14 protein-coding genes and 1 pseudogene are annotated in these 16,180 nt (G+C 64.7%); 14 read left to right on the top strand and 1 reads right to left on the bottom strand.

The genetic code is table 11. The annotated features are described in order from the left end of the window. Positions 1–240 precede the first annotated feature (240 nt). The 14 genes and pseudogenes from cysG to ACVWZM_RS13355 all read left to right on the top strand — a co-directional run bounded on the left by cysG (position 241) and on the right by ACVWZM_RS13355 (position 14,538). Positions 241–1,692 carry a siroheme synthase CysG gene (gene cysG, locus ACVWZM_RS13420; RefSeq protein ID WP_456783380.1) on the top strand — a complete coding sequence of 484 codons (1,452 nt, stop codon included), beginning with the start codon at positions 241–243 and terminating at the stop codon, positions 1,690–1,692. Then, positions 1,689–2,006, top strand: a complete 318-nt coding sequence (locus ACVWZM_RS13415) for a DUF2849 domain-containing protein (RefSeq protein WP_028334721.1) — start codon at positions 1,689–1,691, stop codon at positions 2,004–2,006. The genes cysG and ACVWZM_RS13415 overlap by 4 nt, the downstream gene beginning before the upstream one ends. Positions 2,007–2,018: 12 nt before the next feature. Further along, positions 2,019–3,674 carry a nitrite/sulfite reductase gene (locus ACVWZM_RS13410; protein ID WP_057016151.1) on the top strand — a complete coding sequence of 552 codons (1,656 nt, stop codon included), beginning with the start codon at positions 2,019–2,021 and terminating at the stop codon, positions 3,672–3,674. Then, positions 3,661–4,176, top strand: coding sequence for a DUF934 domain-containing protein (locus ACVWZM_RS13405; RefSeq protein ID WP_076824938.1), 516 nt, complete (start codon positions 3,661–3,663; stop codon positions 4,174–4,176). Before ACVWZM_RS13410 ends, ACVWZM_RS13405 begins: the two co-directional genes overlap by 14 nt. Next, positions 4,173–4,901, top strand: a complete 729-nt coding sequence (locus ACVWZM_RS13400; RefSeq protein WP_057016152.1) for a phosphoadenylyl-sulfate reductase — start codon at positions 4,173–4,175, stop codon at positions 4,899–4,901. The genes ACVWZM_RS13405 and ACVWZM_RS13400 overlap by 4 nt, the downstream gene beginning before the upstream one ends. Before the next feature lie 204 nt (positions 4,902–5,105). Further along, positions 5,106–6,095 (top strand): sulfate ABC transporter substrate-binding protein, encoded by a 990-nt coding sequence (locus tag ACVWZM_RS13395; RefSeq protein ID WP_057016182.1) that lies wholly within the window; start codon positions 5,106–5,108, stop codon positions 6,093–6,095. Between the two features lie 50 nt (positions 6,096–6,145). After that, on the top strand, positions 6,146–6,952 hold the full coding sequence (gene cysT / locus ACVWZM_RS13390; RefSeq protein ID WP_076824967.1) for a sulfate ABC transporter permease subunit CysT: 807 nt from the start codon (positions 6,146–6,148) through the stop codon (positions 6,950–6,952). 9 nt (positions 6,953–6,961) lie between these two features. Continuing rightward, positions 6,962–7,924: a sulfate ABC transporter permease subunit CysW gene (gene cysW / locus ACVWZM_RS13385; RefSeq protein ID WP_456853499.1), complete on the top strand. Its 963-nt coding sequence runs from the start codon at positions 6,962–6,964 to the stop codon at positions 7,922–7,924. Further along, positions 7,914–8,964, top strand: a pseudogene (locus tag ACVWZM_RS13380) (sulfate/molybdate ABC transporter ATP-binding protein). Before cysW ends, ACVWZM_RS13380 begins: the two are co-directional and overlap by 11 nt. A gap of 199 nt (positions 8,965–9,163) precedes the next feature. After that, on the top strand, positions 9,164–9,661 hold the full coding sequence (locus tag ACVWZM_RS13375) for a CAP domain-containing protein (RefSeq protein WP_028334729.1): 498 nt from the start codon (positions 9,164–9,166) through the stop codon (positions 9,659–9,661). 106 nt (positions 9,662–9,767) lie between these two features. Next, complete coding sequence (locus tag ACVWZM_RS13370) at positions 9,768–10,937, top strand: DUF3734 domain-containing protein (RefSeq protein WP_456783385.1); 1,170 nt, start codon at positions 9,768–9,770, stop codon at positions 10,935–10,937. Between the two features lie 12 nt (positions 10,938–10,949). Next, on the top strand, positions 10,950–11,738 hold the full coding sequence (locus ACVWZM_RS13365) for a 3-hydroxybutyrate dehydrogenase (protein ID WP_057016155.1): 789 nt from the start codon (positions 10,950–10,952) through the stop codon (positions 11,736–11,738). 202 nt (positions 11,739–11,940) lie between these two features. Continuing rightward, positions 11,941–13,332 carry an FAD-binding oxidoreductase gene (locus ACVWZM_RS13360; protein ID WP_456853497.1) on the top strand — a complete coding sequence of 464 codons (1,392 nt, stop codon included), beginning with the start codon at positions 11,941–11,943 and terminating at the stop codon, positions 13,330–13,332. A gap of 24 nt (positions 13,333–13,356) precedes the next feature. Next, complete coding sequence (locus tag ACVWZM_RS13355) at positions 13,357–14,538, top strand: MFS transporter (protein WP_076824940.1); 1,182 nt, start codon at positions 13,357–13,359, stop codon at positions 14,536–14,538. An 82-nt stretch (positions 14,539–14,620) separates the two neighbouring features. On the opposite strand, the gene ACVWZM_RS13350 is transcribed toward ACVWZM_RS13355, so the two are convergent. Then, positions 14,621–16,012, bottom strand: a complete 1,392-nt coding sequence (locus tag ACVWZM_RS13350) for an oligosaccharide flippase family protein (protein ID WP_253588176.1) — start codon at positions 16,010–16,012, stop codon at positions 14,621–14,623. Positions 16,013–16,180: the final 168 nt, after the last annotated feature.

Genomic DNA, 16,180 nt, shown 5'->3' with positions numbered 1-16,180 from the left:
GGCGCCTGATTGGCGGGAATCCCCGGCACGGAAGATGCATTGCTAAGCGCTGCGGACCGCGTCCTGGCGGCGACGGATTCGTTGTCGAGAAGATGCATCTCTTGGCCTTGGCCTGTGGAGTTGAAAATTCTAAAGTTGCGCTGCAATAGAGAAGAAATAATTTTCTCTTTGCTGGCCTTGATCGAGAGATAAATAGAAAATAATTTCAGTCAACCCCCAAGTTGGGGAAGCGAGTGTCTGATGCGATATCTGCCGGTGTTTCTGGATCTGCAAAGCGGCAAGGTGCTGCTCGTTGGAGCGGGCGACCTCGCGCGCGCCAAGTTGCGGCTGCTCGCAGCCGCCGGCGCCGCGGTGCGCTGGTACGCGACCGACAGCGATCATGACATTGCCGGTCTCGCGGCGGAGGACGCCGCGCGGATCGAGCGCGCCGAAGGCGATCCGCTCACCGCCGACCTCTCCGATGTCATCGCCGTCCTCTGTGCCGGCGCAGGCGAGATCGGTGTTGCGATGTCGGTGCGCGCCAAGGCGATCGGCCTGCCGGTCAACGTGATGGACGACCTCGTGCATTCCACCTTCATCATGCCGGCGATCGTCGATCGCGGCGATGTCGTGGTCGCGGTCGGCACCGGCGGCACGTCGCCGGTGGTCGCGCGCCGCATCCGCGAGAAGATCGAGGCGGTGCTGCCGGCGCGGATCGGCGATCTCGCCGGCTTCATCGGCGGCGTCCGCAAATCGATCCACGCCCGCATCGAGGAGTTTCCGCTGCGTCGCCGCTTCTGGGAGCGCATTGTCGACGGCCCGATTGGCGCGCTGGTGCTGGCCGGCCGCAAGGACGAGGCCGAGCAGGCGCTGAACGCGATCGCCGATCCCGCCGCATTCGCCGGCGCGAGCGCGGAAGGCAAGGCCATCGGTCACGTGACGCTGGTCGGCGCCGGTCCCGGCGATCCGGATCTGCTCACGGTGAAGGCGTTGCGCGCGCTGCAGGATGCCGACGTCGTGTTCTATGACGAATTGGTGTCATCCGAAGTTCTCGACCGCATCCGGCGCGATGCCACGCGGATCCCGGTCGGCCGCCGTGTCGGCAAGCCCGGCATCGGCCAGGACGCCATCAATGCGCTGATGATCGAGGCCGCGCAGTCGGGCCAGCGCGCGGTGCGGCTGAAGGGCGGCGATCCCTTTATCTTTGGCCGCGGCGGCGAGGAAATCGAGGCGCTGCGCGACGCCGGCGTCGCTTACTCCATCATTCCGGGCGTCTCCGCCGGTCTGGGCGCGGCCGCGCAATTCGAAGTGCCGCTGACCTTCAGGCACGAGGCGCTGCGCATCACTTTCCTCACTGCGCACAAGGCGCGCGATGCCGAGGTTGTCGACTGGTCGGTGCTGACAGACAAGAAGATGACCGTCGTCGTCTATATGGGCATGACCGCGGCGCCTTCGATCCGCGAAGGCATGCTTGCCGCGGGCCGCTCGCCGGAGACGCCGGTCGGCGTGTTCGCGCGCGTGACGCGGCCGGATGCCAAGGCCGCGGTCGGCACGCTGGCGCGGCTGCCCGAACTGGTCAAACAGGTCGACGGCGGTCCGGCCATTCTCATCATCGGCGACGTGGTCGCGCATTCCGCGCCGTGGAGCCGGTCCAACGTCACCCAACTCTTCTCCAACCAGATGTTCTCCGAACTGCTGAAAGCTGCCGAATGACCTCTCCGCTTGAACAGAAGAAAATCAGGATCACGGGCCCCTCGGTGGTGACCGCCAACCGCACCTGGGATGGTGCCGTGGTGTACCGGACCGCCAAGCAAGGCTGGTCCACCGAACTGTCCGATTCCGCCGTCGTCAGCACCTCCGACGACGCGCGCGCTCTCTTGGCCGAAGCCACCGCTGACGATGTCGGCGCGGTCGGCCCCTACATCGCGCCGGTCGAGCTCAAGGACGGCGGCAAGCTCAAGCCGGGCAATCTTCGCGAACACATCCGCGCCAAGGGCGTCACGATCGATCTTCAGGTGCCGGCGTAAGGCTCATCCATCATGTATGCATATGACGAACTCGACCGCACGCTGATCAACGAGCGTGTTTCGGAATTCCGCGACCAGGTGAAGCGCCGCCTTTCCGGCGAACTCACCGAGGACGAATTCAAGATCCTGCGCTTGCAGAACGGCGTGTACCTGCAGCTGCACGCCTACATGTTCCGCGTCGCGATCCCCTACGGCACGCTGTCGTCGAAGCAGTTGCGCCGGCTCGCCCATGTCGCGCGCCGCTACGATCGCGGCTACGGCCACTTCACCACGCGGCAGAACATCCAGTTCAACTGGATCAAGCTCGCCGAGCTGCCCGATGCGCTCGCCGATCTCGCCGAAGTCGGCATCCACGCGATGCAGACCTCCGGCAACAACATGCGCAACGTCACCTCGGACCAGTGGGCAGGGGTGGCGCCCGGCGAGATCGAGGATCCGCGGATCTGGTCGGAGATCCTGCGCCAGCACACCACGCTGCATCCGGAATTCTCGTTCCTGCCGCGCAAGTTCAAGATCGCGATCACCGCCTCCGAGCACGACCGCGCCGCGATCAAGATCCACGACATCGGCTTGCGGCTGCACAAGAACGCCGACGGCGAGACCGGTTTCGAGGTGCTGGTCGGCGGCGGCCTCGGCCGCACGCCGTTCATCGCCAAGACCATCAAGCCGTTCGTGCACGGCCGCGACATCCTGAGCTATGTCGAGGCGATCCTGCGCGTCTACAACCAGTACGGCCGCCGCGACAACATCTACAAGGCGCGCATCAAGATCCTGGTGCACGAGCTCGGCATCGAGAAGTTCGCCAAGGAAGTCGAGGAGGAGTGGAAGGCGATGGGCGATGTCGGGCTGACGCTCGATCACGCCGCCATCGAGGAGGTCCGCTCGCGCTTCTCCTATCCGCCTTACGAGAAGCTGCCGCACATGCCGGACGAGCTGAAGCAGGCCGCGCATGATCCGCTGTTCGAGCGCTGGCGCAAGAACTCGGTGGCGCCGCACAAGGTGCAGGGCTATTCGATCGTGACGCTGTCGCTGAAGCCGGTCGGTGGCCCTCCGGGCGACGCCACCGCGGAGCAGATGGACGCAGTCGCCGACCTCGCCGACAAATATTCGTTCGGCGAGATCCGTGTCGGCCACGAGCAGAATCTGGCGCTGCCGCACGTCGCCAAGCGCGACCTGCCGCAGCTGTTCAAGGCGCTCGACCGCCTCGGCCTCGCGACGCCGAACGTCAACCTCGTCACCGACATCATCGCTTGCCCCGGGCTGGATTACTGCTCGCTGGCCAACGCGCGCTCGATCCCGATCGCGCAGGAGCTGACGCGCCGTTTCGCCAACCACGACACCGCCGACCTGATCGGCCGGCTGCACATCAACATCTCCGGCTGCATCAATGCCTGCGGCCATCACCATGTCGGCCACATCGGCATTCTCGGCGTCGAGAAGAACGGCGAGGAATTCTACCAGATCACGATCGGCGGCCGCGCGGACGAGAACGCGCAGTTGGGCACGCTGATCGGCCCGGCCGTTCCCTATGCGGAAGTCGCCGACGTGATCGAAGACATTGTCGAAGCCTATCTCGCGCTGCGCGACCGTCCCGAGGAATTGTTCGTCGATACGGTGAAGCGTTTGGGCGTCGAGCCTATCAGGGAGCGGGTCTATGCCACTCGTTAAGCAGGGAAGAATCACCACCGATCTGTTCGTGCATCTCGCCGACGGCGCCGAGCTGCCGGGCGACGGCGCGGTGCTGGTGAGCGCCGAGCGTTTTCTCGCCGATCCGGAGGCGCTGCTGCGCCGTCCCGGCAAGCTAGGGGTGATCTGGCCGAACAACCGTAACCTCGACGATCTCGTGCCGCATCTCGATCGGCTGGCCTCGGTCGCGCTGGTGTTTCCGACCTTCCGCGACGGCCGCGCCTACAGCCAGGCGCGCCTGCTGCGCGAGCGTTACGGCTATGACGGCGAACTGCGCGCCACCGGCCAGATCCTGCGCGACCAGTTCGTGTTCATGACGCGCGCCGGCTTCGACGCCTTCGAGGTGAAGAAGGACGCCGACGCCGACGCGTTCGCCGCGACTATGAAGCGCTATTCGGTGTTCTACCAGCCGACCGGCGACGGCCGCGTCACCGCACTCAACCGCCGCATGCAGCTGCGTCACTCGGAGAGCGCCGGCCAGTGAGCACGCTCGCACCAGAGCTCGCAGTGGCGCCGGCCGCATTGCCAGCGGCCGATGCGCTCGATCGCGCGCTGCGCACGGCATCACCCGCCGAGGTGATCGCAGCCGCGGTCAAGACGCTCGGCCGCGAGAAGGTGGCGCTGGTGTCGTCGTTCGGCACCGAGTCCGCCGCGCTGCTCAAGGTGATGGCGGACGTCGATCCGGCGATCCCGGTGGTGTTTCTCGATACCGGCTGGCTGTTCGAGGAGACGCTGGCTTATCGTGACACGCTGGTCGAAACGCTCGGCCTCACCGACGTGCGTTCGATCAAGCCCGATGAGGAGGCGCTGTCGCGCCAGGATCCGGACCGCGAATTGTGGTTCACCGATCCCGACGCATGCTGCCGCATCCGCAAGGTCGAGCCGCTGGCGCGTGCGCTGAAGCCGTTCGCCGGCTGGATCAACGGCCGCAAGCGTTTCCAGGGCGGTGCCCGCGCCGACATCCCGGTTGTCGAGGATGACGGCGTCAGGCTGAAATTCAATCCGTTCGCCAACGTCTCGCGCGAGGAGATCGAGGCGATCTACACGCTCGGCAAGCTGCCGCCGCATCCACTTGTCGCATCGGGATATCAGTCGGTCGGGTGTATGCCTTGCAGCAGCCGGTCCGCTGCCGGCGAGGATGCGCGCGACGGCCGCTGGCGCGGCCGGGCCAAGACGGAATGCGGCATCCATACGATGAAGATGTCATAGGGTATGGAGCAGGGCGCTCGATCGCGATGAGCCTTCGTCGCGATTTGGCGACGCGACAAAGCCTTCGCAGTGCGGCAACTTCGTAGCACAAGCGCGCTGCGCCGCCGAAAACAAAGAAAACCGGTTTCGTTGACTTAAGACCACTTCGCCGTGAGTTATGTCTTGCGTGTTCCCTGACATTTCTCAGGTTGAATGGAGAGCGAAATGATCCGTCGTATCCTGCCGCTGGTCGCGGGACTGTTGTGGGCGAGCTCGGCCTTTGCGGCCGACTATTCGCTGCTGAACGTGTCGTATGATCCGACCCGCGAGCTCTATGTCGATTTCAACAAGGCGTTCGCCGCGGCCTATCAGAAGGAAACCAGCAAGAGCGTCGAGATCAAGCAGTCGCATGGCGGCTCCGGCTCGCAGGCGCGCTCGGTGATCGACGGATTGCAGGCCGATGTCGTCACGCTGGCGCTCGCCTATGACATCGATGCGATCGCGGGCAAGGGCCTGATCGCGGCCGACTGGCAGAAGCGGCTGCCGCTCAACGCCTCGCCCTACACCTCGACCATCGTGTTCCTGGTGCGCAAGGGCAATCCCAAAGGCATCAAGGATTGGGACGATTTGATTAAACCCGGCGTCAGCGTCATCACGCCGAACCCGAAGACCTCGGGCGGCGCGCGCTGGAACTATCTCGCCGCCTGGGGCTATGCGCAGAAGAAGTTCGGCTCCGCGGACAAGGCGAAGAAGTTCGTCGCCGATCTCTATCAGAACGTGCCGGTGCTCGACACCGGCGCGCGCGGCTCGACCGTGACTTTCGTCGAGCGCGGCGTCGGCGACGTGCTGCTGGCGTGGGAGAACGAAGCCTTTCTGGCGCTTCGCGAATTCGGCGCGGACAAGTTCGAGATCGTGGCCCCGGCGCAGTCGATCCTGGCCGAGCCGCCGGTCGCCGTGGTCGACAAGGTCGCCGACAAGAAGGGCACCCGCGCCGTCGCCGAGGCCTATCTGAAGTACTGGTACACCAAGGAAGGCCAGGAGATCGCCGCGCGCAACTCGTACCGACCGCGCGATCCCGAGATCGCCAAGGAGTACGAAAAATCCTTCGCCAAGGTTGAACTTTTCACCATCGACGACGTTTTTGGTGGTTGGACCAAGGCCCAGAAGGAGCACTTCGCCGAGGGCGGCATCTTCGATCAGATCTACAAGAACTGATCGGATTATCAGGGGGATATGTGAGCACAGCGGTTGCACGGCGCAGTACCCTGCCGGGGTTCGGTCTCACCATGGGACTGACCCTGACATGGCTGTCCGTTATCATCCTGATTCCGCTGGCCGCGCTGTTCCTCAAGACGTTCGAGCTAAGCCTCGACCAGTTCTGGGGCATCCTCACCAGCCGCCGCACCCTGAACGCCCTGAAGATTTCGTTTGGGCTTTCGTTTGCGGCCGCATGCGTCAACCTGGTGATGGGCACCGTCATCGTCTGGGCGCTGGTGCGTTATCGCTTTCCGGGCCGGCGGCTGTTCGACGCCATCGTCGATGTTCCGTTTGCCTTGCCGACGGCGGTCGCCGGCGTCGCGCTGACGCAGCTGTTCGCCCAGAAGGGCTGGCTCGGCGCGCCGCTCGCCGAGCTCGGCATCAAGGTCGCGTTCACGCCGATCGGCATCTTCATCGCGATGATCTTCATCGGCATTCCGTTCGTGGTGCGCACGGTGCAGCCGGTGCTGATCGATCTCGATCCCGAGATCGAGGAGGCGGCGGCGAGCCTGGGCGCCAATCGCTGGCACACGGTGTTTCGCGTCATCCTGCCGAGTTTGATCCCGGCGCTGCTCACCGGCTTTGCGCTGGCCTTTGCCCGCGCCATCGGTGAATACGGCTCGGTGATCTTCATCGCCGGCAATCTGCCCAATGTCTCCGAGATCGCGCCGCTGTTGATCGTGATCCGGCTGTCCGAATTCCGCTACGCCGATGCCACCGCGATCGCGGTCGTGATGCTGGTGGCCTCGTTCCTGATCATCTTCCTGATCAACCGGCTGCAGCGCTGGGCGCAAGCCCGCATCCCCGTGCATTGAGGTCTTGCGATGTCGATGCAGACGGGATTGGTGACCTCGACCACGCAACTGCGGACCTACGCACCCGCGACCGATGTCAGCGTCGCGGCGCCGGCGCCGCGGCTCGAGATCGCGCGCGCGGAGCCGGGGACGGCGCAGCACAATCTGCGCACCGAGCCCGGGCCGATCCGCTTCATCATCATCGCACTCGCGATCACCTTCCTCAGCGTCTTCGTCGTGCTGCCGCTGGTCGTGGTGTTTGCGTCGGCGTTCTCGAAAGGTGTCGGCGCGTATCTCGCGGCGCTGGCGGAGCCTGAGGCACTCGCCGCCATCAAGCTGACGCTCTTGATCGCCGCGATCTCGGTCACGCTCAACCTCGTGTTCGGGGTGATCGCGGCCTGGGCGATCTCGAAGTTCGACTTCACCGGCAAGACCTTCCTTATCACGCTGATCGACCTGCCGTTCTCGGTCTCGCCAGTGATTTCGGGCCTGGTCTACGTGCTGCTGTTTGGCGCGCAGGGCTATTTCGGGCCGTGGCTGCAGGCGCATAACGTCCACATCCTGTTCGCGGTGCCGGGCATCGCGCTGGCGACGATCTTCGTCACTTTCCCCTTCGTGGCGCGCGCGCTGATCCCGCTGATGCAGGAGCAGGGCACCCAGGAAGAGGAGGCGGCGATCTCGCTCGGCGCCTCCGGCCTGCAGACCTTCTTCCGCGTCACGCTGCCCAACATCAAATGGGGCCTGCTGTACGGCGTACTGCTCTGCAACGCGCGCGCGATGGGCGAGTTCGGCGCGGTGTCGGTCGTCTCCGGCCACATCCGCGGCGAGACCAACACGATGCCGCTGCTGGTCGAAATTCTTTACAACGAGTACCAGTTCGTCGCCTCGTTCGCGATCGCATCGCTGCTCGCGATGCTGGCGCTGATCACCCTGGTGGCGAAAACCGTTCTCGAACGGCGGCTCGACGAGGCAGAGGTGCCCGATGGCGATTGAAGTCAAGAATATCGTAAAGACGTTCGGCAGCTTTGCCGCGCTCGATAATGTCGACCTCAAGGTCGCCGACGGCGAGTTGCTGGCGCTGCTCGGTCCGTCCGGTTCCGGCAAGACGACGCTGCTGCGCATCATCGCGGGCCTGGACTGGCCCGACTCGGGCGAGGTCGCGATCGACGGCGAGAATGCGCTCTCGCGCGGCGCCAGCGAGCGCCAGGTCGGCTTCGTGTTCCAGCACTACGCGCTGTTCCGCCACATGACGGTGTTCGAGAACGTCGCCTTCGGCCTGCGCGTGCAGCCGCGCGCGATCCGCAAGGACGAGGCGACGATCCGTGCCCGCGTCAAGGAGTTGCTCGACCTGGTGCAGCTCGATTGGCTGGCCAATCGCTATCCCAGCCAATTGTCCGGCGGCCAGCGCCAGCGCATCGCGCTGGCGCGCGCGCTCGCGATCGAGCCGCGGATCCTGTTGCTCGACGAGCCGTTCGGCGCGCTCGATGCCAAGGTGCGCAAGGAGCTCAGGCAATGGCTGCGCTCGCTGCACAACGAGATCCACGTCACCTCGATCTTCGTCACCCATGACCAGGAAGAAGCGCTCGAAGTCGCCAACCGCGTCGTGGTGATGGACAAGGGCAAGATCGAGCAGATCGGCTCGCCCGGCGAGGTCTATGACAATCCGGCGACCGCCTTCGTGCATGGCTTCATCGGCGAATCCATCGTGCTGCCGGTCGACGTCGCCGGCGATGCGGTGCGGCTGGACGGCCGTCCCCTGAACATTCCGGCTTTGGGCGCGGCGTCGGGCGCGGCAAAACTGTTCGTCCGCCGCCACGACATGGCGGTCGGCCCGGCCTGGAACCGGCGCCCTGGAAGGCGCCATCCGGCACGTCCGCTCGTTCGGTCCGATCCAGCGCGCCGAGGTGGCCCTGTCGGGGAGCGAGGGCAAGACCGTGATCGAGATCGACGCCCCCCGCGACCGCGAGCTCCAGGCCGGCGAAATCGTCTCGCTGCAGCCCCGCCGCTACCGGATCTTTGCCGCCCAGGAGTAGGCATCCGGGCGACGGTTCCTGACCACATTCACCGTCATTCCGGGGCGGTCCGTAGGACCGAGCCCGGAATCTCGAGATTCCGGGCTCGCTTCGCGCCCCGGAATGACGGCATTTCGCAGCCAAAAGTTAGCCCCTGTTCACCATTCAGCCACGGTTGGTATGCAACAACGGCGGGCCAATCTTTGGGGGTTTTCTTACAGTGAAACGGACGACGGTCGCCCTGTTCGGGCTTCTGCTGCTTGCCGGCTGCGGCACGGACACCAAAATCCCGGAAGAACCGACCATGTATCTCAACATGGCCCAACCCGGCGCTGTCCTGGATAGCCAGGCGGCCGCGATCATGTTTTCGCAGTATCGCCAGAACAATGGTCTTGGCACCGTGGTGGTCGATCCGGACCTGACCAAGCTCGCTGAGCAGCAGTCGCAGGCGATGGCCGCCCGCAACAAGATGGACCATGACGTAAAGGCCCCGCTCGGCAAGCGGCTGCAGGCCGGAGGCTATCCCGCCACCGTCGCGGTCGAGAACATCTCGGCCGGCTATCACACGCTGGCAGAAGCCTTTTCGGGCTGGCGTGATTCACCGCCGCACAAGGCCAATATGCTGAAGAGCGGTGTCACAAAAATGGGCATCGCGGCGGTCTATGCTCCCAACACCAAGTACAAGGTGTTCTGGACGCTCATTTTGGCGGCAACCTGATCTCGATAAATTCCGCGTGATCTAACCCCATAATCTCGCTGATTGACGCCGCGGCGAACTGTCGCCACGGTTGCGGCCCAAGTCGTTTTTGAGCGAACGGTTACGAATGGATACTTCCGACACCGCGCCTGCCTCGACGCCGGCGCAAGCGCAGCGCGTGCTGGTTCTTCAGGGCGGCGGCGCGCTCGGCTCCTATCAGGCCGGCGCCTTTCAGGCGCTCTGCCACGCAGGCTTCGAGCCGGAATGGATCGCCGGCATCTCGATCGGCGCCATCAACGCCGCGATCATCGCCGGCAACGAGCCGGCCGAGCGTGTGCCGCGGCTGAAGGAATTCTGGGAGATGGTGTCGGCGCCGGTGCCGTGGAATCCGGTCTCCAACCATGAGCGCGCCCGCTCGCTGTTCAACGAGACCAGTGCCGCCATCATCGCGACCTTCGGCGTGCCCGGCTTCTTCACGCCGCGGATTCCGCCGGCGCCGCTGTGGCCGCCTGGCAGCTCGCAATCGCTGAGCTATTACGACACCGGGCCCTTGAAGAAGACGTTGGAGCGCCTCGTTGATTTCGACCGCATCAACGATCTGAAGACGCGCCTGTCGGTTGGCGCGGTGAGCGTCACCTCGGGCAATTTCCGCTATTTCGACAATTACGAGTTCAGGAAGCTCGGCAAGAAGATAGGCCCCGAGCACATCATGGCCTCGGGCGCGCTGCCGCCGGGCTTTCCGTCCGTCGTCATCGAGGGCGAGCATTATTGGGACGGCGGCATCGCTTCCAACACCCCGCTCGACTTCGTGCTCGACGAGGAGACCAGCCGCGATCTCCTGATCTTCCAGGTCGATCTGTTCAGCGCGCGCGGGCCGTTGCCGGAGACGCTGCTGGAGGCCGCCGAGCGCGAGAAGGACATCCGCTATTCCAGCCGGACGCGGATGAACACCGACAAGAACCGGCAGATCCACAACGCCCGCATGGCGGTACGCGACCTGATCGGCAAGCTGCCCGATTACCTGAAGAACGATCCGTCGGTCGAGCTGCTGCGCAAGGCGTCCAAGGAGAACACCGTCACGGTGGTTCACCTGATCTACAAGAGCAAGAACTACGAGAGCTCCTCGAAGGACTACGACTTCTCCCATGTTGCGATGGTCGAGCACTGGGGCGCGGGCGTCCGCGACGTGCATTTGTCGATGCGTCACAAAGAATGGCTAGAACGGCCGCAGTCCGGGGAGACCATGGTGACTTACGACCTCACGGGGGATGAACCCACACCCCCCGCAAGCAAATAGGAGCGACCGACAATGGGTACGTTGACAGGCAAGACCGCCGTTGTGACCGGCTCGACCAGCGGCATCGGATTGGCGATCGCGCGCGCCTTCGCCGGTGCCGGCGCCAATATCGTTCTCAACGGCATGGGCGTTCCGGCCGATATCGAGAAGGAGCGTTCCGGCATCGAGACCGACTTCAAGGTCAAGGCCGTGCATTCGCCGGCCGACATGACCAAGCCGGCCGAGATCGCCGAGATGGTTGCGCTCGGCGAGAAGACCTTCGGTTCGGTCGATATCCTGGTCAACAATGCCGGCATTCAGTTCGTTGCGCCGATCGAGGAATTCCCGCCGGAGAAGTGGGAAGCGATCATCGCGATCAATCTGTCGTCCGCGTTCTACGGCATCCGCGCCGCGGTGCCCGGCATGAAGAAGCGCGGCTGGGGCCGCATCATCAACACCGCCTCGGCGCACTCGCTGGTCGCTTCGCCGTTCAAGTCGGCCTATGTCTCGGCCAAGCACGGCATCGCCGGCCTCACCAAGACGGTGGCGCTGGAGCTCGCGCAGCACAAGATTACCTGCAACTGCATCAGCCCGGGCTATGTCTGGACCCCGCTGGTCGAGCACCAGATCCCGGAGACCATGAAGGCGCGCAACATGACCAAGGAGCAGGTCATCAAGGACGTGCTGCTCGCCGCGCAGCCGACCAAGGAGTTCGTGACCTCCGATCAGGTTGCGGCGCTTGCGCTGTTCCTGTGCAGCGACGATGCCGCGCAGATCACCGGCTCCAACTACTCGATCGACGGCGGCTGGACCGCGGAGTAATTTTTCCGGCGGGATTTGGCGGCCTCAGAACAAGCCGGCCCTGATTGGATCAGGGCCGGCTTTTGTTTTGGGGCTGCAAGCGTCGCCATCGCCTGGAGCCATCGCTTTTGGCGAAATTTTGCAACTTTTTCCGATCGGATTCAGGACGATTTGGCACGCCGTGGGATGATGGCATGGGCATTCCTGACGAGGAGCAAATCGGATGGAGCAGCGGCAGGCAAATAACGAGGTGATGGGCGAGCCGCATTCCGAGCTTCGGCCCAGCTCCCAGCTACGGCTCAAGGGCCAAGTGGTCCTCGACGGGAGCGCCGGTTACGACGAGGCGCGCAAGGTCTGGAACGGCGCCGTCGACAGGCGGCCGGCCATGATCGCCTACTGCGCGGATACCCGGGATGTGGTCGAGGCTGTGACATTCGCGAGGTCCCGCACGTTCCCGGTGGCCGTTCGCAGCGGAGGCCACAATGTCGCTGGCCTCTCGGTCTGTGACGGCGGCATGGTCATCGACCTGTCCCGGATGAAGCGCATCGATGTCGATCCGGTCCGGCGCACCGCGCGCGCGGAAGCCGGCCTCGATCTCGGCGAATTCGATCGTGCCACGCAGGCGCACGGCCTGGCGACCACCATGGGGGTCAATAGCGACACCGGCATCGCCGGGCTCACGCTTGGCGGCGGCTTCGGCAAGCTCGGGCGAAAATACGGGTTGACCTGCGACAACCTGATTGCCGCCGAAGTGGTGACAGCCGAGGGACGGGTTTTAAGGGCCAGCGCGACCGAACACCCCGACCTGCTCTGGGGCTTGAGAGGAGGCGGCGGCAATTTCGGCATCGTGACTGCGTTCGAATACCAGTTGCATGCGATCGGCACGTCGTTGCCCGTCGCGTCAACGCTTTATCCTTACGATCAGGCGCGCGAGGCCATGCAGTTCTACGATGAATTCGCCCGCAACGCTGCCGATGAGGTCAACGTCGATGCGGCCCTTGTGACGCTGCCGTCGGGCGAGCGGTTCTTCAACATCTCCGGTTGTTATGTCGGCTCGCATCATGACGGTGAGCGCGCCCTTTCGCCGATCGTCAAGTTCGGCTCGCCCGTCGAGACGCGCCTCGCAACCGTTCCCTATCTCGAGATTCAGTCAGGCGGCGATGTCCTGTTTCCGCGGGGACGTCGCTATTACTGGAAGGCGCAATTCCTGCGCGAGATCGGTGCCGGCGCGATCGACGCGCTGCTCGACGCCTATGCGAGAGCCCCCAACACCTCGTCCTTGCTGGTTCTCCAGCATGTCGGCGGCGCAATTGCACGGGTTCCGGTATCGAGCTCGCCTTACGCAAACCGCGATGCGGCGTTCGACTGCTTTCCGGTCGCGATCTGGGACGATCCGGCCGGTGACGAAGCGAACATGCGTTGGGCGCGCGAGCTGTGGAGTGCCGTCAGGCCCTATTCGACCGGCGGCGTCTATGCCAACAACCTGGGGGATGAGGGCGAAGACCGCGTGCGCGATGCCTATGGTGAAAATTACGCACGTCTTGTCGCGCTCAAGAACAAATACGATCCGACGAATTTCTTCCGCCTGAACCAGAACATCAAGCCGACGACATAGTTCTGGGCATCGGAGAAAATCCAAATGCGAAGCCGCTGGACCATTCTTGCTGCTCTGTTCGTCGCTCGTGCCACCATCGCCTTTCAGTTTCAGAGCGTCGCGGCCATCGCGCCACAGCTCAGCCAGGGTCTGGGCGCGAGCCTGGCCGATATCGGCGTTCTGATCGGGCTCTACTTTGCGCCGGGCGCCTTGCTTGCCTTGCCTGGCGGCGCGATCGGCCGCCGCTATGGCGACAAGGTGGTGGTCCTTGCCGGTCTCCTGATGATGCTGGCAGGCGAACTGCTGATGACCACGTCGACGTCGTGGAGCGTGCAGATCGCAGGCCGGCTGACTGCCGGCATCGGCGGCGTCCTCCTGAACGTCCTGATGACCAAGATGGTCGCGGACTGGTTTGCCGGCCGGGAAATCGCCACCGCGATGGCCATTTTCATCAACTCATGGCCGGCCGGCATCGCAGTCGCTCTCATGCTGTTGCCGGCAATCGGAGCCACGCTCGGACTCCATGCCGTCAATCTTGCCGTCGCCGGGGTGATCCTGATCGGTCTCGGCCTCATAGCTCTGGTTTATCGCGCGCCGGATGCGGCCGTCGCGGTTGAAGGCGAGCCTAGCAGCCTGACCGCCGACACGATCTGCGCCGTGATTGCCGCTGGGCTGATCTGGTGTCTCTACAACATCGGTTTTGCGATGATCTTCAGTTTCGGTCCATCGATGCTGGTCGAGCAAGGCTGGTCCGGCGCCGCAGCCGGATCAACCATCAGTATCGTGCTCTGGCTCGCCGCCCTTTCGGTGCCGTTGGGCGGCTTCCTCGCCGATCGGACCAGGCGCGGCGAGGTCATCCTGATCACGGGCTGCATCGCCTTCGCGCTTCTGACACTGCTCTTGTCGCGCAGCGGCACGGTGCTTCCCGTCGTCATTGCTCTTGGAATCCTCTGCGGCCTGCCTGCCGGTCCGATCATGAGCCTGCCTGCGCGCGTGCTCGAGCAGAGGACGCGGCCGATCGGAATGGGAATATTCTACACCGTCTTTTACGCCGGCATGCTGGCTGGACCTGCGATCGGAGGAAAGCTCTCCACCGCGGTCGGCTCCGCGAGCGCGGCGCTCGACTTCGGCGCCGCCGTGCTGCTGGCTTGCCCGGCCGTTCTGTGGTTCTTCCGACGCATGGTTGCCGGCCACTCTTGGAAGCAGGCGGACATCAGGCGCGCCTGACCGGCGCAAGGCTGAACGCCGTTAGGCGGGTTTTCCAGTCCGGCGGCGCTCATGCATCGCATGATGCCGCGCCGGCCGAATGCTACGGCGCCGTCCGCCGCTTGCCGAACGCCAGCACGTGCAGCCCGAGGCGCGAGCGCACGACATAGAACAAGAGGATCGTCTCGAAGGTCAGCGACAGCGAGGTCGAGGCGGCGGCGCCCATCCCGCCGTAGCGGGGGACGAGGGCGATGCAGAGCCCGACATTCATCAGGAACGACACCGCATAGGCGGTCGCGCAGATGCTCTGGTGGCCGAGCATGTTCAACAGCCGCTCCACCGGCCCGATCGCCGAGCGGACCACGAGGCCGATCGCGGCGACGAACATGATGCTGTAGCCGTCGACGAATTTCGGGCCGAACAGCCACAGCAGCGGCTTGCCGAACACCAGCAGGGCGACGGTCGCGAGCAGCGAGGGCCAGAACGTCCAGCTGATGGCGTGCGCGACATAGGCCGACAGCCGCTCCTTGTCGCCGAGCGCGTTGTATTCGGCGAAGCGGTGCGCCGTGGTCGCCGCCATCGCGTAGTGCACGAACGACACCAGCGCCAGCGTCTTCACCACGGCGAAATAGATGCCGACCTCCTCGGACGAGCGGAACTGCTGCAGCATCAGCACGTCGGTGTAGCCGAGCAGCAGATAGAAGCTCTCGACCAGCATGATCGGCAGCGAGATCGCGAACCAGCCCTTGACGTCGTAGCTCTTCTCGCCCACCCCGAGATGGGCGGTGAGGCGGCGGTTGAGCACGACCATCTGGCCGATCGCCGCGATGTATACCGCGGCGGCGCTCGCGATCATCGCCGCGGTGGCGCCGAGATTGAGGCCGAGCGCCAGCGCGCCGGCGGTCAGCGCGATGATCAGCCCCTGCCGCACGATGAACTGCGGCATCAGGCCGAGCTGCATCCAGTCATGCGCGCGGGAGATGCCGTCCTGGGTGTTGGCGACGACGAAGGGCGGCAAGGTCAGGCAGCCGATATAGAGCGGCAGCACCGCGTTGGGATCGATCCAGGGCGAGGCGAGGTGGATCACGCCGGCGAGCAGTAGCGCGACGATGCTGGACGTCGCAAGCACCACCCAGCGGCCGCCGGAGAGGAAGCCGCGCAGCGCCGCAAGGTCGCCGCGCGCGCGGTATTCCGGAATGATCTTCTGCGCGGAGGGCGCGATGCCGAAATCCATGGTGCTGCCGAGCAGCAGCACCCAGGTCCAGACATAGACGTAGATGCCGTAATCCGAGCCGCTCATCCAGCGCGCCAGCAGGATCTGCGCGAGATAGGCGATGCCGGCGCTGATGACGCGGATGGCGAAGATCATGCCGGCGAGGCGCTTGGTGACTGACGCCTCGTTGGTGCCGCCGAGCGCGCGCGCTGCGAGGCCGCGCAGGCGTGCGGCCCGGCCCAATGGCGCGGAGGTTGCCGATTGTGTCTCCATCACAGCCAAGGCGGAAAATTCCTAAAGCGCCGCGTGGCGGCAATGGCCTCCGATCTATCAACGAAACGTTAAGATTGGGTTCGGTGACGCACCTCTTCGGGGGCGTCCCGGGGCAGTGCGAAGCACTGAAACCGGGAGCTCGAGATTCCGGGTTCGATGCGCTGCTTCACCCCGGAA

This window comes from Bradyrhizobium sp. USDA 4501 (assembly GCF_054062115.1).
This window is presented reverse-complemented; position numbering and strand designations above follow the sequence as displayed.

What these genes read in the sequence shown, in the direction of transcription:
- cysG (WP_456783380.1), top strand. Translation starts at nt 241, where the DNA reads ATGCGATATCTGCCGGTGTTTCTGGATCTGCAAAGCGGCAAGGTGCTG.
- ACVWZM_RS13415 (WP_028334721.1), top strand. Translation starts at nt 1,689, where the DNA reads ATGACCTCTCCGCTTGAACAGAAGAAAATCAGGATCACGGGCCCCTCG.
- ACVWZM_RS13410 (WP_057016151.1), top strand. Translation starts at nt 2,019, where the DNA reads ATGTATGCATATGACGAACTCGACCGCACGCTGATCAACGAGCGTGTT.
- ACVWZM_RS13405 (WP_076824938.1), top strand. Translation starts at nt 3,661, where the DNA reads ATGCCACTCGTTAAGCAGGGAAGAATCACCACCGATCTGTTCGTGCAT.
- ACVWZM_RS13395 (WP_057016182.1), top strand. Translation starts at nt 5,106, where the DNA reads ATGATCCGTCGTATCCTGCCGCTGGTCGCGGGACTGTTGTGGGCGAGC.
- cysW (WP_456853499.1), top strand. Translation starts at nt 6,962, where the DNA reads ATGTCGATGCAGACGGGATTGGTGACCTCGACCACGCAACTGCGGACC.
- ACVWZM_RS13370 (WP_456783385.1), top strand. Translation starts at nt 9,768, where the DNA reads ATGGATACTTCCGACACCGCGCCTGCCTCGACGCCGGCGCAAGCGCAG.
- ACVWZM_RS13365 (WP_057016155.1), top strand. Translation starts at nt 10,950, where the DNA reads ATGGGTACGTTGACAGGCAAGACCGCCGTTGTGACCGGCTCGACCAGC.
- ACVWZM_RS13360 (WP_456853497.1), top strand. Translation starts at nt 11,941, where the DNA reads ATGGAGCAGCGGCAGGCAAATAACGAGGTGATGGGCGAGCCGCATTCC.
- ACVWZM_RS13355 (WP_076824940.1), top strand. Translation starts at nt 13,357, where the DNA reads ATGCGAAGCCGCTGGACCATTCTTGCTGCTCTGTTCGTCGCTCGTGCC.